This window comes from Nonomuraea sp. NPDC049269, from assembly GCF_043197155.1.
Taxonomy (GTDB): Bacteria; Actinomycetota; Actinomycetes; order Streptosporangiales; family Streptosporangiaceae; genus Nonomuraea.
The window spans coordinates 833,623-847,816 of sequence record NZ_JBICSO010000004.1 but is presented as its reverse complement, the minus strand read 5'-3'; the positions used below and the strand labels follow the sequence as shown (position 1 = coordinate 847,816).

Genomic DNA, 14,194 nt, shown 5'->3' with positions numbered 1-14,194 from the left:
CTTCCCGCTGACCGGCGGGATGTCGGTGACGGTGAAGGTGCGGAATCAGCGGAGGGAAAGCTTCCCTCGCTGAGTCCCAGAAAATACCAAGCGTGGATGCAAGGCGGGATCTTCGAAACAACAAATGCGAATATTGCGATAGCTCGACAAGATTATCTCGAGGATGCCTGGGTGTTCGGAGGGGTGGCTGTCAGGTGCTGGACATGCGTCAAGTCGAACCGCCGGACGTGCAATTAAAAAGGAATGCTCGGAGAATGATACTAACTCGAAACGGATGCAACGGTGGAGTGCGCAGTGTGCTGACACTTATTCTTTTAAGTTCCTGTCTTCTCTTGTCGGGATGTGGGCCCACGAGATTCCAAGTCGATTCGAGGGTTCTTGATGACGTGCGCAGCATTGGTAAGGTGGTTGCTGAGACTACTAGTGAAGGCGACGCAGACGGAGACATCGAAGTCACCAACACGCTAGTAGTCCATGTCGCTACCACAAAGAAAGGAAATGCGCTTGATGAAGCTGTGAAGATTCTAGCGCGTCGCGGGTGGAATATCTCTGCGGACAATCGGCCGACGCTAGTGGGACTGGATTCTGCGAATCAACCACATGCCTACTTGGCCATAAGTCCTTTTGATGCTGCATATTTTGAAGACGACCCGCAAGTTTTGGAGCGAGCAAAGAAGTCGCTGGCAAGCAGGACGCGTTGGTGACGGTGCAGGCGTTCGCGAGTGGATAGGGGCATCGCCTGGGTTCATGCTCGTCTGATGGTGCATGTCCGGCGAGAGGGGAGAGCGGGGAGCGTACGATCTGCTGACCGCTGCGACGGCCGCGAGAACGGTGATCACGATGGACTCGTCCGCCGCGTTTGACGATCTTCCTGGTGTCAGGGCGCAGGTCGTCCCTCGTTGAGCCGTACTTACTGGTTCTCCTCGCGACGCAGCCGTTCGTTGTACGCACGCATCCGAGGCGGATGGTCCAAGATCTGGACGGCATACACCGGCAGGCCGAGGACATGTCGACTCGTCAGTGCGTGAGCGCAGCTCCCAGTCGGCGGATCACGTCGGCCTCGCCGGGGTTGACGTCGTCGCTGGATGGCGCGTGTTCGGTGATGGCTGCTCCGATGATGTCGTCCACCTGGGAGACGAGGTCGATCAGGCGCTGCGGCTGTACGCCGTTCGGCTCCGGGTAGCAGGTCGCGCTGAAGGCGGTCGGTTCCAGGACGTCCAGGTCGATGTGTACGTACACGGGGCCGCGCAGGCCGTCGAACGCGCGCTCCAGGTCGTCGACGCCGTACCTGCGCAGGCCGGTCTTCGCGAGGTATTCGTGCTCGGATACGTCGCCCGCCCGCTCTCCGGCGATGATCACCTGCTCGGGCCTCAGCGGGTGCTCCGGTGTGAGGGCGGCTGGTCCATCTCCGAGCAGTGCGCGCACCACCATTCCGTGGAAGGCGCCAGATGGCAGGGTCTGCGGGCTGTAGACGTCCGGGTGCGCGTCGATCCACAGCACCGTCAAGGCGCTCCCATAGCGGGCGTGGGCAGTGGCGATAGGCGGGATGTCGACCGCGCAGTCGCCGCCGATGGTGATCACTCGGTCGTCGATGGCGGCCAGTGCCTTCCGCGTCAGTCGCTGGTTCTCTACAAGCACGTCGAACGCGCGGATCCCGGCCGTCTTGTCCCCTCCGGTCTCAAGCACCGGCACGGTCGCCACGGCATCGGCGGGAACGAGTTCGGCGGCGCGGCGAGCACCGGCCATCAGCTGTGGCGCCTTGCTGGATGCCGAACCTTGCCACTGTGGTACGCAGAGCACCGTCGTCATGCGGCGACCATACGAGGTGCAAGGATCAAAGGTCTAGATCGTCTGCTCTTCGTCGATCCAGGGCACATGCCCTCTCGCCACCACGATTCCCGCCCACCCTGTCGATTCGCCGGGATTCCAGAAATATTGCGGGGAGATGTCTTGTGACCCGGACGTCACCCGTCGTAGCGTATCGGCACTGGCGATTGATACGCATCGACGATGTCCTCCAGGGAGGTGTCATGGCGGCGTTCACCAGCAAGGACGTCGCGCGTGTCGCCGGTGTCTCGCAGAGCACCGTGTCCTATGTGATGACCGGCAAGCGGCCCATCTCCGAGCGCACGCGGCGGCGGGTCCTTGACGCGATGGAACAGCTCACCTACGAGCCGCACTCCGGTGCCCGGGCTCTCGCGGGGCGTCGTACCCGCGTGGTCGGTCTGGTCGTGCGGTTCGGGATCGGGGGCGATACCTTCGGGTTGCTGCCGTTCATCGAGACCATCACCAGCTCCGCCCGCGCCCACGATCACGACGTTCTGCTCGTGACCGCGGACGAGGGCTCCGCGGGTCTGCGGCGCCTCGCCGGACGGGCCCTGTGCGACGCGATCATCATGATGGACATCGAGGAGCAGGACGAGCGGGTTCCGGTGGCCGCCGCGCTGTCCGTTCCGGTGGTGCTCATCGGTGTGCCGGCCGACCCGGCCGGGCTGCACTGCGTCGACCTCGACTTCGAGGAGGCGGCCCGGATGGCCGTCGACGAGCTGGCCGGCACCGGGCATGACGAGATCGTCGTGATGGGTTATCCGTCCTCGTCGATCGAGCGTGGCCTGAACTTCGTCGGTCGCGTTCTGCGATCGGCGCGGCGGCAGGCGCAGGTGCGCGGCCTTCCGCTGACGGTGATCGAACCGGTCGAACGTGGACAGGAGGCCGCCGCGGCCGACCAGCTCCTCGCCCGATGGACCGGCGGGCGTCGGCGGCTCGGAGTGGTGGTGCCGCACAGCGACACGATCGTGCCGCTGCTGAACGCGCTGCGGAAGCGGGACGTCGTGCCGGGCCGTGACCTCTCCCTCATCGGACTCAGTACCGACCGTGAGGCCGAGCAGTCCGATCCGCCGTACACGAACGTCTCCGGGGAACCGCGCGACGTCTCGCGGCGCGCGATGGAGACGCTGTTCTGGTTACTCGATCCAAGTTCCGGGGTGGAACGTCCCGCAATTGACCTGGTCGCGCCACGACTCACCCGTCGTACGACCGTGATGCCTACTCCCTCCAACTGATCACCGTCGGCCACGAGCCCGCGATACGCATCGTCGATGCGCATCGACGGATCCCCATATGACCGCAGTCGATACGTATCGACACGGACCTGATCCAGCCCGGAAACCTTCCGTATCCGAAAGGACACGACATGATCCGCTCCCCCCGCTCCCGCCGAGCCCAGGCCGCGCTCGCCTCGATGCTCACCCTGCCCCTCGCACTCACCGCCTGCGGTGGCGGCTCGAACGGTGGCGGCTCGAACAGCGGCGGCGACTCCTCGACCCTGCGGGTGCTCGACTACTACAACAACGAGCCGAGCAAGACGGTCTGGCAGAAGGCCATCGACGCCTGTGGCAAGCAGGCCGGTGTCACCATCCAGCGCGAGGCGGTGCCCGGCGCGACCCTGATCCAGAAGGTGCTCCAGCAGGCGTCCTCGCGGACCCTTCCGGACGTCCTGATGCTGGACAACCCCGATCTGCAGCAGATCGCCCAGAGCGGTGCCCTCACCCCGCTGAACGACCTCGGGCTCAAGGCCGACGGGTACGTGGAAGGCGTGGTCAGCGCCTCGACGTACAAGGGCAAGCTCTACGGCCTGCAGCCGATCACCAACACCATCGGGCTGTTCTACAACAAGGACCTGCTCGACAAGGCCGGCGTGAAGCCGCCGACGACCTGGGCGGAGCTGAGGACGACGGCCAAGAAGCTGACCTCCGGCGGCACGTACGGGCTGGCGTTCTCGGCACCCGCGAACTACGAGGGCACGTGGCAGTTCCTGCCGTTCATGTGGTCCAACGGTGGCGACGAGAAGAACATCGCGACGCCGCAGACCGCGCAGGCGGTGCAGTTGTGGGTCGACCTGATGAACGACGGCTCGGTGTCGAAGTCCGCTCTCAACTGGACCCAGGCGGACGTCAACGACCAGTTCCGGGCGGGCAAGGCCGCGATGGCGATCAACGGGCCGTGGCAGTTCCCCGCGTTGGACGAGGACAAGAGTGTCAAGTACGAGGTGGCGCAGATCCCGGCACCGGTCGCGGGCAAACCGATCGTCGCGCCGCTCGGCGGTGAGACGTGGGCCGTCCCGCAGACCGGGAACAAGGACAGGCAGGCCAAGGCCGCCAAGGTCGTCGCCTGTCTCAACTCGGACGACAACCAGCTCAGCCTCGCCAAGGGCACCCAGACCATCCCCACCAAGACGGCGCTGCTGGAGAAGTTCAGTTCGAGCAACCCGAACATGGCCGGTTTCGTGGACCAGATCCCGACCGCGCGGGCGCGCACCGGCGAACTCGGCGCGGACTGGCCGAAGGCGGCCACGAAGATCTACACCGCGTTCCAGTCCGCGCTGACCGGCCAGGCCACACCGGAAAAGGCCCTGGAAACGGCCCAGAATGGTTGAGCACCCACGACAGCCCACGATGGTACGTCAGACAAGTCCACCGCCGGCGACCGTGGCGGTTGCCGGACCCCGCTTCTGGCAGTCGCACCGCTTCCAGAACCGTGCCGCGCAGGTGCTGTTCCTGGCTCCGGCCGTGATCTACATGGTGGCGTTCTTCGGCTACCCGATCGTCAAGAACTTCGTGATGGCCTTCCAGGAGTACTCGACGAGCACCTTCTACACCGGCGAGGCGCCGTGGGTCGGGTTCGCCAACTACGCCGCGGTGGTGTCGTCCCCGGTGTTCGGCAAGGCCATGCTGAACACCGTCCTGTTCACCGCCGGCTCGATCGCCGCGCAGTTCGTCATCGGGCTGGCCCTGGCGATGTTCTTCCGGCGCCGCTTCCCGCTCAACGGTGTGCTCCGGTCGTTGCTGCTGCTGCCGTGGCTGATCCCGCTGATCGCCTCCGGCGCGGTCTGGCGGTGGATCCTCGACAAGGACAACGGCGCGCTCAACCGGTTCCTGGCCGCCGTCGGAGTGGCGAGCGACCACCCCGGCTGGCTGACCAGCACCTCACTGGCCCTGGTGGCGGTGATCATGGTGAACATCTGGATCGGCATCCCGTTCAACCTGACCATCCTGTACGGCGGGCTCCAGGACATCCCGGAGGACCTGTACGAGGCGGCCGCGCTGGACGGGGCGGGCGGCTGGCAGCGCTTCCGGTATGTGACCTGGCCGTTGCTGCGCCCGGTCGTGAGCGTCGTGCTGGTGCTCGGCGTGGTCTACACGATCAAGGTGCTGGACGTGATCCTGGCGCTGACCGGCGGCGGCCCGGCCAATGCCAGCCAGACCATCGCGACGCAGTCGTACCACCTGTCGTTCCAGCAGTTCGACTTCGGTCAGGGTGCCGCGCTCGGCAACATCCTGATCGCGATCTCCCTGGTGTTCGCCATCTTCTACCTGCGCGCCAACCGGCGTGCCGTGGACGAGTGAGGCCGTCATGACCACCACCACAAGGCGCACCCGGGCCGGCTGGGGCAGCACCGTCGTCGGGATCGTCATCCTCGCCGTGCTGCTGTTCCCGATCTACTGGATGGTCAACGTCTCGCTGCAGCCGGGCGGCTCGGCGGTCGGCACCCCGTGGCTGCCGTTGGACTTCAGCTTCGACGGCTACGCCACCGCGCTCGGCCAGCAGGGCCGCAACCTGGTCACGAGCCTGGTCGTCGCCCTCGGTTCGGTCGTGTTCAGCCTGGTGATCGCGATGCCGGCGGCGTACGCCCTGGCGAAGTTCAAGGTCCGCTTCGCGGGCGCGTTCCTCTTCGGGATCCTGATCTCGCAGATGATCCCGGGAATCGTCATCGCGAACGCGCTCTACACCGCCTACAACGACCTGGGACTGCTCAACTCGATCCCGGGCCTGATCCTCGCCGACTCGACCGCGGGCATCCCGTTCGCGATCCTGATCGTCCGCGCGTTCATGATCAATATCCCGCCGGCGGTCCTGGAGGCCGGCCGGGTCGACGGGGCCGGCCACGTCCGGACGTTCATCTCCATCGTGCTGCCGATGAGCCGCAACGCGCTCATCACCGCGGCCCTGTTCACCTTTCTCTTCTCCTGGGCGGACTTCCTGTTCGCCCTCACGCTCACCACGACCGAGGACGTGCGCCCGGTGACGCTCGGGCTCTACACCTACATCGGGACGTACGTGAACGACTGGAGCTCGGTCATGGCCACCGCCGTGCTCGCCTCCGTCCCGGCCATCGTCCTGCTCGTCGTCGCCCAGCGATACGTCGCCGCGGGCACGACGGCCGGCGCCGTCAAGTGAATCCAGCAACCCCCTGCAGAAAAGGTTCGACATGACAAACGGAACTGCCGGCCCGCTGCGTGTGACGGTGTGGGGTGAGAACCGCCACGAGCAGATCGAGGAGCACGTGGCGAAGATCTATCCGAACGGCATGCACACGACGATCGCGGAGGGCATCGAGGAGAACCTCGGTGACGACTGCGTCGTCCGGACGGCGACCCTCGACGACCCGGAGCACGGCCTGACCGAGGAGGTGCTGGCCGGCACCGACGTGCTCACCTGGTGGGGTCACGCGGCGCACGACGAGGTCGCCGACGAGGTCGTCGAGCGCGTCCACCGGCATGTGCTGTCCGGGATGGGACTCGTCGTGCTGCACTCCGGGCACTGGTCGAAGATCTTCACCAAGCTGATGGGTACGAGTTGCACCTTGCGCTGGCGCGACGAGCACGACCGTGAGCTCATCTGGACGGTCGACCCCACACATCCCATCGCCAAGGGCGTGCCGCACCCGCTGATCATCGAAGAGGACGAGATGTACGGGGAGTTCTTCGACATCCCGGCACCGGACGAGCTCGTGTTCGTCAGCTCGTTCACCGGCGGGGAGGTGTTCCGCAGCGGCTGTACGTTCCGCCGCGGCCACGGCAAGATCTTCTACTTCCGGCCGGGGGACCAGGCGTACCCCACCTACCATCACAAGGACGTGCGCCGGGTCATCGCGAACGGCGTCGCCTGGGCCCGCACCGACCGGCCGGAACGGAGCCATCCCGTGCTCCTGCGGTACGCGACCGGGGAGTTCTTCCAGGGCCAGGGCTACACGGGGCCGCTCCAGTGAGCTTCCGGACGATCCCCTCCAGCCCGGCGGATCCGCTCCGGGTGGTCATCGCCGGCGCCGGCAGCATGGGCCGGGCCTGGCTGGCCACCGTCGCCGACTCGCCCGAGGTGACGCTCAGCGGCATCGCCGACCTGGACGTGGCGCTGGCCCGCGCGTCGGCCGACGACGCCGGCCTGCCGGATCTCCCGGTCGGCACCGACGCCGTCGCCCTCGCCCGGCAGACCGGCGCCCAGGCGCTGATCAACGTGACCATCCCCGAGGCGCACCACCCGGTGACCACCGCGGCGTTGTTCGCCGGCCTGCCGGTGCTCGGTGAGAAACCGGTCGCGGAGAACGTGAGCCGGGCGCTGTCCATGGCCGCCGCGGCCGAGGTCACCGGCGAACTGTTCATGGTCAGCCAGTCCCGCCGCTGGAACCCGCAGCTCGCCACGCTGCGGGGGATGACCGAGCGGCTCGGCGCGATCGGGACGGTGAGCACGGCGTTCTTCCGGTCCGAGCGGTTCGGTGGGTTTCGCGATCTGATGGCGTATCCGCTGCTCGTCGACATGGCGATCCACGCCTTCGACTCGGCGCGTTTCCTGCTCGGGGCCGAGCCGGTGACGGCGTACTGCCAGTCGTACAACCCGCCCTGGAGCTGGTACGCGGGGGACGCCAACGCGACCGTGGTGTTCGAGATGGAGGGCGGCACCCGGTACGTCTACAACGGCAGCTGGTGCAGTCCCGGCGACATCACCTCGTGGAACGGGACCTGGCGGATCAGCGGCGAGAAGGGCACCGCGCTCTGGGACGGCGACCACGAGCCGGTCCTCGACGCCGAGGTGCCGGCCGGTGAACCGGCCGGCTCGCCGTACTCCGGGATCGCCGGCGCTCTGCAGGTGTTCGTGCGGGCGCTCCGGACCGGGGAACCGCCGTCCGGCGAGGTGCATGAGAACGTGATGAGCCTGGCGATGGTGGAGACGGCGGTGCGGTCCGCGACGAGCGGCTGGCCCGAGCGCCTGGACGACGTGCTCGAGCGGGCCCACGCGCAGGCGCTGCGGGAGGAGACCCGGGCGGACGTACGGGACACCCTCGCCGGATGGGCCTCGGTGCGGGACGTGCTGGTCGGCCCTGAACGGGTGGAGACGCGGTGACGTCGGCGACAGTTACAGATTCTCCTCGCGTCGCCGTCGTTCGTTGTAAGCCCGCATCCGTGGCGGGTAGCCCATGATCTGGACGTCGTACACCGGCAGGGCAAGGTCTCGGGCGACCTTGTGGATCACGGCGGGGGAGCCGACCCGGCGGCGGGTCCACTCGCCGTCGTCGGCCACGGCGACGGCCGTGGTGTCCGTCGCGAAGGTCTCCGGCTCGACGAAGAACTCGACGCCTCGCCGTGATTTGGCGAAGGCGATGAGCGCTTCGATATCGGCGTCAGTGGCTTCCCGGTCGAACTTCGCGATTTTGGAACCGCGCAGCCGCCGAATGCCGTAGCGGTCTCGCCATCTCATGAGTCCTTTTTATACCGTCAAACGGCCGCGCGCGTCGGGGTGATCTAGGGGACACATCGGGGATTCTCCGGATGGCCACGATGACGTGGGGCCCTTCAGTATGGATGGTGACTGCCCGATTCTAAGGAGAGGCATGGCTGTTATGGCTGGGGTACCCACACCCCCGGGCCCGGGACAGGTGCCGCCCGCTCATCTGCGCGTCACCAACCAGGACCGTGAGCACGTGGTCGAGCACGTCCAGGCCGCGTACGCGGAGGGCCGGTTCGACAAGTTCGAGTTCGACGACCGGTTGGAGCGCGCGATGACCGCGCGCACGCACGGTGATCTGATGCCCATCATGGCGGAGCTGTACGGCGTGAGCGCCGTCCCCCGGATCCGGCCGATGCCCGCGCCGGTTCGGCGCGAGGCGCCGACGGAGAGCAACGAACGGCTCGGGGCTTCGGCGGCTCATCTGCTGACGCTGGTGGGGTTCCCGATCGTCGGGCCGTTGATCCTGCTGCTGACGGGCGGCAAGACCTCGCCGTACATCCGACGGCACGCGATGGAGGCGCTGAACTTCCAGCTCACCGTGGTGGGGGCGACATTCCTGTTGCCGTTCACCCTGATCGGGGTGGTGCTCATCCCGGTCATCTGGGTGGCGGCGGTTGTTCTGTCCATCGCCGGTGGTATTTCGGCGCTCTCGGAGAATCCATTCCGCTATCCGATGACGGTGCGCCTGGTGAAGTGACGCATAAGCCGTCGGCTGATGTCAAAGCATGCTTTGACATCAGCCGACTGAGGTTGGCCTCGACCTGAAGGCGGCCCACCGGAAGAATGGCCTCATGATCTTCATCACCGCGAAGTTCCGCGTCCTGTCCGAGCACGCCGACCGGTTCCCCGAGATCGCGGCCGAATTCACCCAGGCGACCCGCGACGAGCCTGGCTGCCTGTGGTTCGACTGGTCGCGCAGTCTGGCGGATGCGACCGAGTACGTGCTGGTCGAGGCGTTCCGCGATGGCGAGGCCGGGGCGGCGCACGTCCAGTCGGAGCACTTCAGGAAGGCCCAGCAGATCCTTCCTCAGTACCTCGCCGAGACGCCGCGCATCGTGAACGCGATCGTGCCTCAGGACGACTGGTCCCTCCTTGGCGAGATGACCGTGCCCGAACGGGACTGACCGCCGAAGCGCTGCACCCTCAGGTAGCGCTGGTGCTGGTAGCGGAAGAACGCGGTCAGGCCGGCGGCGGCGGTGAGGAGCCCGACGGCCAGGGCGGCCGGCAGGTGGTGGTCCGTCATGAGGTAGTAGGTCAGCAGGGCGAGGCAGACGCCGGAACGCGCCGCATCGGGGTCGAGCTCGCGGTAGTAGCCGCGGATGCGAGCGATGCTGCTCAGGTACGACACGTTCTGCACCCCGGTGTCGACGAGCCGTGCCGTGGTGAACACGCCCAGCACGAAGACCGTCGGCAACGCGGCGGCGGCGAACGGCAGCAGCAGACCGGGCGTCTGCGCGGCGAACCCCAGCGCGATCAGACTGCTGGACAACGCCGACAGGTACAGCGACGAACGCCCGAGCGCCTCGCTGACCGTCGTACTGGCCGCCGACTGCAGCACGAAGTGCTCGGTCACGATCGCCGACATGAGCGGCGCCGACGGTCCCGCGTCACGGCTCTCCGCCTCCATGCCCGCTCCTTTCGCCGCCCGCTCCTTTCGCCGACCGCTCCTTTCGCCGACCGCTCCTTTCCACCCGTCTTCAGCGGAAGGCCTCGGCGTGTGCCTCGGCCCACTGTTCGAAGGTGCGGGGTGGGTGTCCGGTCACCTCTCGCACGGTCGGCAGGACCTGTGACTCATCGAGCGTGCCGTCGGCGTAGAAGCTGAAGAAGGCGTCGACGTACTCGACCGGCATGCTCGCCTCCATCTGAGCCCGGGCCTCCTCATTCGGGAGCCCTTCGCAGCGCAGGTCCCTGCCCAGCACCTTGGCCAGCACGGCGATCTGGTCCGCGGGCAGCAGCGAGTCCGGGCCGGTCAGTTCGTAGATCCGGCCCTCATGCCCGTCGCCGGTCAGCGCCAGGGCCGCGACGGCCGCGATGTCGGCGGGGTCGATGGCGGCGGCCGCCACCCCGGCGAACGGTACGCGTACCAGGTCGCCGGCCCGAAGTTGCGGCAGCCAGCGCAGCGCGTTGGACATGAACGCCCGGGGCCGCAGGAACGTCCAGGGCACACCCGACTCCCGCGCGGCGGCCTCGGAGAGCGCCATGTAGCGGGAGATCGCATTGCTCATGTCCGCGTTCGCGGCCGAGCCCCCTGACAGCAGCACGACCCGTTGCACCCCCGCTCGGCGTATGTGGGCCAGCAGGCCGGGCATGTCCGCGTATCCCGGCAGCAGGAACACGCCCCGCACGCCGACCAGGGCATCGGCCAGGCTGTCGGGCTGGTTCAGGTCGCCGGTGACGGGCTCAACGCCGGCGGGCAGTGTGGCGGCCTGCGGGTCGCGTACCAGCGCGCGTACCTGCTGCCCGGACTGGGTCAGAGCGGCCACCAAGGACGAGCCGATATTGCCGGTGGCACCGGTCACTAAGATCATCATGTCTCCTATCAACTCGCGAAATCTATGCGGCACCGATGAGGCCGAGGGCCAGGGTGATCAGCGCGACGCCGAGGAGCAGGCCCCCGACGCGCGTGAGCATCGTGCCGGATGAGCGGGCGCCCTGCTCGCCGACGGCCAGATGCAGGAAGAACCCACCCGACTGCGCCAGCACCCCCGCCAGCAGGACCCCGCCGGCCAGCCACTCCAGACCGGCGGAGAAACCGGCGCGGGGCAGGTAGAGCAGGTAGACCAGGGACAGCAGCAGCAACACCCCGGCGTGCGCGTGGCCGGCCCGGAAGAACCGCTCGCGGAACTCGCCCAGCTTCTCGTGATCGGTGGTGATGAAGCGCAGCAGCGCGTGCCCGCCGAACTCGACCGTGACCAGCGACACGATCGCGATGACCGGCAGAATCTCGGTGGGTGCCATCAGCTTGGATTCCCTACTTTTGTATGGCCTGGGTGCTTTCCCAGGCAAAGGGTGACAGTGGCCGGGAAGGCGCCGATAGTGTCCCTGTAACCAGGCGGATATGCATTTTGCACGGTTCATTGGGAGAGCTGAGTGGCGCGGACCGCTGACGACCTCCCGCTGCGGCTCGCCGGCGGCATGTTGTGGGCGTCGTTCGGCATCCTGTTCTACATCCGCACGATGAGCGGGGTGTGGCGCGAGGCCGCCCCGCTCGCGTTGCTGCTGACGATGGCGTCGTATCCGCCGCTGATCGCGATCCTGGCGCGGCGCTGGCGCCCGGCCGTCCGGTATGGGCTGCTGTCGGCGTTGGTGCTGCTCTACCTGCTGCCCTTCCTCGTGGTCGGGCCGGAGTGGGACTGGATGCCGTGGACGGTGGCGGCCGGCGTGCTGTGCGTGCTCCCGGCGCGGCCGGCGTGGCCGCTGTTCGTCCTTGTCCTGGCCGCCACCGGCGCGGCGGCCGCCCTGCTCGGGTACGGGGTCTACGACTCGATCTGGTTCATGATCGTCACGGCGGACGACGGTCTCATCGTGTTCAGCCTGGCCGCGCTCGTCGGGACGGCGCGCCGGCTGCACGACACCCGGGGAGAACTGGCCCGGCTGGCGCTGGTCAGGGAACGCCTGCGGCTGGACGGCGAGCTGCGGAACGTCCTGGGCGGGAAACTGCGGGCGATCGCGTTCCGGATGCGGAAAGCGGTCCGGGAAGAGCCGGTGGACGCCCGGCACGACATCCGCGAGGGCGTCGGGCTCGCCCGGCGGACCTTGGCGGAGGTGCGCGTGACCGCCGGCGCCTACCGTGCCACCACGATCGCCGAGCCCCCTGCGCGGATCGACTCACCACGGTTGGCGCGGTTCGTCCTGCTCGCGGTACTGCTCATCCAGTGCGTGCTCGTGATGATCAACCTCTACTACGTGGACGAGGCCGGTCCGACGACGCTGGCCTGGGCGCTGCTCGGGCTCATCGGGATCGTGATCCTGCAGGTCCTGCCGCAGAACCGGGCCGCGTTCGTGGTGCAGGGCCTGCTGTTCCTGCTTCCGCTCGCGGTCATCCCCGGCTCCTGGGATCGTGTGCTGAGCTTCTTCACCGGCAAGGTCCTGCTCACCGTACGACCGCCTCGATCGTGGGGGATCGCCGGTGTCGTCCTGGCCGGGCACCTGGCCTGGCTCCTGTACGAGGCCGCCACGCGTGGCTATCCCCTCTCGAACGTGCTGGCCACCTTCGGCGGTCATGTCATGCTCGCGTGGCTGGTGTACAGCCTGGGGCGCCTCACCGGGCTGATCACCGTACTGGACCGGGCCCGGTACGAGCTCGCCCAGGCCGCGGTCCGGCGAGAACGGACCCGGGTCGCGCGCGACCTGCACGACGTACTCGGTTTCAGCCTGTCGGCGGTCGCGCTCAAGGGCGAGCTGGCCGAACGGCTGCTGGAGACGGACCCCGACCGGGCCAGGACCGAGCTCGCCGCGCTCGTGACGCTGGTCGAACGGGCGCTGGTGGAGCTGGAGTCCATCGCCGGCGACCGGGTCGAACTGCGGCTCGCGGCCGAGCTCGACGCGGCGCTTGAGGTGCTGACGGCCGCCGGGATCGAGGCGGCGGCACAGGTCGAGACGGGCCCTCTGCCGGCCGAGGTCGACACGGCGGTGGCCACCGCGCTCCGCGAGACCATCACCAACGTCCTGCGGCACAGCCAGGCCCGTACCTGCGAGATGACCATCTCCGGCACTGACGAGCTCGTACGGTTGCGCGTCGTCAACGACGGCGCCATGTCCGGATCCCCCCCGGAGGCGGGCCGGCACGGGTCCGGGCTCGGCAGTCTCGCGCAGCGCACCGGCGGGCGGTTGGCGGCGGTGCGTCACCCCGGCGGAAGGTTCGAGGTGGTCGCCGAGTTCGGTTCAGATCCAGCCGGACTCGGTGGCGATCCGGATGGCGTCCACCCGGTTGCGGGCTCCCAGCTTGGTGACGGCTGAGGCGAGGTAGTTACGGATCGTGCCGTAGGTCAGGAAGAGCCGCTCGGCGATCTCGGCGGGCTGGGCCCCGCTCGCCGACAGGCGCAGCACCTCGGTCTCCCGCTGGGAGAGCGGGCTCTCCGGCGCCTCCAACGCCCCCAGGGCCAGAGCCGGGTCCACCACCCGTCCACCGGCGGCGACGGTCCTGATCGCCGCGGCCAGTTCGGCCGGACGGATATCTTTCGGGACGAACCCAGCGACCTGCACACCGAGTGCCCTGCGCAGGGTGCCCGGCTTGGTCAGCGCCGTCAAGATCAGGACACGGCAGTCGGGCAGGAGCTCGCGTAGCTCGGCAGCCGCCGAGATGCCATCCAATCCCGGCAGGTCGATGTCGATCACGGCCACGTCGGGCCGGTGCTCCAGCGCGGCAGGCACGATCTCCAGGCCCGAGGCGACCCCCGCGACCACCGTGAGGTCGTCCTCGAGCGACAGCAACTCGACCAGCGCTTCGCGAAGGATGTGCATGTCCTCCGCGAGCAGAATCCGCACGACGCCGTTCGCGGGCACGGCTACTCGAACCCGCCCGCGAGCGCCTGCGGGATCGTCACTGACGCATCAGACCTGGTCAGGATGCTCCCTTGGCGTCGGCGACGAGTCCCGGGGACTCCTCGGGGCGGCGACGGGCGTCACAGGT

15 protein-coding genes are annotated in these 14,194 nt (G+C 67.8%); 9 read left to right on the top strand and 6 right to left on the bottom strand.

Going from position 1 to position 14,194, the window contains the following annotated elements; all coding sequences use genetic code 11:
* Window positions 1-1,017 precede the first annotated feature (1,017 nt).
* Window positions 1,018-1,809, bottom strand: coding sequence for an arginase family protein (locus tag ACGFNP_RS26765; protein WP_358331053.1), 792 nt, complete (start codon window positions 1,807-1,809; stop codon window positions 1,018-1,020).
* Window positions 1,810-2,030: 221 nt separating this feature from the next.
* On the opposite strand from ACGFNP_RS26765, the gene ACGFNP_RS26760 reads away from it, so the two are divergent.
* The 6 genes from ACGFNP_RS26760 to ACGFNP_RS26735 all read left to right on the top strand — a co-directional run bounded on the left by ACGFNP_RS26760 (window position 2,031) and on the right by ACGFNP_RS26735 (window position 8,178).
* Window positions 2,031-3,062: a LacI family DNA-binding transcriptional regulator gene (locus ACGFNP_RS26760; RefSeq protein WP_358331051.1), complete on the top strand. Its 1,032-nt coding sequence runs from the start codon at window positions 2,031-2,033 to the stop codon at window positions 3,060-3,062.
* A gap of 131 nt (window positions 3,063-3,193) precedes the next feature.
* Complete coding sequence (locus ACGFNP_RS26755) at window positions 3,194-4,435, top strand: sugar ABC transporter substrate-binding protein (RefSeq protein ID WP_358331049.1); 1,242 nt, start codon at window positions 3,194-3,196, stop codon at window positions 4,433-4,435.
* A gap of 52 nt (window positions 4,436-4,487) precedes the next feature.
* Window positions 4,488-5,405 (top strand): sugar ABC transporter permease, encoded by a 918-nt coding sequence (locus ACGFNP_RS26750; protein WP_358331047.1) that lies wholly within the window; start codon window positions 4,488-4,490, stop codon window positions 5,403-5,405.
* Between the two features lie 7 nt (window positions 5,406-5,412).
* Window positions 5,413-6,237, top strand: a complete 825-nt coding sequence (locus tag ACGFNP_RS26745) for a carbohydrate ABC transporter permease (protein ID WP_358331044.1) — start codon at window positions 5,413-5,415, stop codon at window positions 6,235-6,237.
* A gap of 31 nt (window positions 6,238-6,268) precedes the next feature.
* Window positions 6,269-7,048 carry a ThuA domain-containing protein gene (locus ACGFNP_RS26740; RefSeq protein ID WP_358331041.1) on the top strand — a complete coding sequence of 260 codons (780 nt, stop codon included), beginning with the start codon at window positions 6,269-6,271 and terminating at the stop codon, window positions 7,046-7,048.
* Window positions 7,045-8,178: a Gfo/Idh/MocA family protein gene (locus ACGFNP_RS26735; protein WP_393323341.1), complete on the top strand. Its 1,134-nt coding sequence runs from the start codon at window positions 7,045-7,047 to the stop codon at window positions 8,176-8,178. The genes ACGFNP_RS26740 and ACGFNP_RS26735 overlap by 4 nt, the downstream gene beginning before the upstream one ends.
* Before the next feature lie 12 nt (window positions 8,179-8,190).
* Here the strand turns inward: ACGFNP_RS26735 and ACGFNP_RS26730 are convergent, their stop codons facing one another.
* Window positions 8,191-8,532 (bottom strand): hypothetical protein, encoded by a 342-nt coding sequence (locus ACGFNP_RS26730; protein WP_214642774.1) that lies wholly within the window; start codon window positions 8,530-8,532, stop codon window positions 8,191-8,193.
* 133 nt (window positions 8,533-8,665) lie between these two features.
* Between ACGFNP_RS26730 and ACGFNP_RS26725 the strand changes: the two genes are divergently transcribed.
* Both ACGFNP_RS26725 and ACGFNP_RS26720 read left to right on the top strand, forming a co-directional pair.
* A complete protein-coding gene (locus ACGFNP_RS26725) occupies window positions 8,666-9,259 on the top strand; it encodes a DUF1707 and DUF4870 domain-containing protein (RefSeq protein ID WP_358331035.1) in 594 nt (197 codons plus the stop codon).
* Between the two features lie 94 nt (window positions 9,260-9,353).
* Complete coding sequence (locus tag ACGFNP_RS26720; RefSeq protein WP_358331032.1) at window positions 9,354-9,686, top strand: putative quinol monooxygenase; 333 nt, start codon at window positions 9,354-9,356, stop codon at window positions 9,684-9,686.
* Here the strand turns inward: ACGFNP_RS26720 and ACGFNP_RS26715 are convergent.
* The 3 genes from ACGFNP_RS26715 to ACGFNP_RS26705 all read right to left on the bottom strand — a co-directional run bounded on the left by ACGFNP_RS26715 (window position 9,635) and on the right by ACGFNP_RS26705 (window position 11,520).
* A complete protein-coding gene (locus ACGFNP_RS26715) occupies window positions 9,635-10,189 on the bottom strand; it encodes a hypothetical protein (RefSeq protein ID WP_393323336.1) in 555 nt (184 codons plus the stop codon). The two genes, ACGFNP_RS26720 and ACGFNP_RS26715, sit on opposite strands and share 52 nt — an antisense overlap.
* 70 nt (window positions 10,190-10,259) lie before the next feature.
* Window positions 10,260-11,093, bottom strand: a complete 834-nt coding sequence (locus tag ACGFNP_RS26710; RefSeq protein ID WP_393323333.1) for an NAD(P)H-binding protein — start codon at window positions 11,091-11,093, stop codon at window positions 10,260-10,262.
* Between the two features lie 22 nt (window positions 11,094-11,115).
* Window positions 11,116-11,520, bottom strand: a complete 405-nt coding sequence (locus ACGFNP_RS26705) for a hypothetical protein (protein WP_393323330.1) — start codon at window positions 11,518-11,520, stop codon at window positions 11,116-11,118.
* A gap of 132 nt (window positions 11,521-11,652) precedes the next feature.
* Between ACGFNP_RS26705 and ACGFNP_RS26700 the strand changes: the two genes are divergently transcribed.
* Window positions 11,653-13,521 carry a sensor histidine kinase gene (locus ACGFNP_RS26700; RefSeq protein ID WP_393323327.1) on the top strand — a complete coding sequence of 623 codons (1,869 nt, stop codon included), beginning with the start codon at window positions 11,653-11,655 and terminating at the stop codon, window positions 13,519-13,521.
* On the opposite strand, the gene ACGFNP_RS26695 is transcribed toward ACGFNP_RS26700, so the two are convergent.
* Window positions 13,447-14,067: a DNA-binding response regulator gene (locus ACGFNP_RS26695; RefSeq protein WP_393323325.1), complete on the bottom strand. Its 621-nt coding sequence runs from the start codon at window positions 14,065-14,067 to the stop codon at window positions 13,447-13,449. The genes ACGFNP_RS26700 and ACGFNP_RS26695 overlap by 75 nt on opposite strands.
* Window positions 14,068-14,194: the final 127 nt, after the last annotated feature.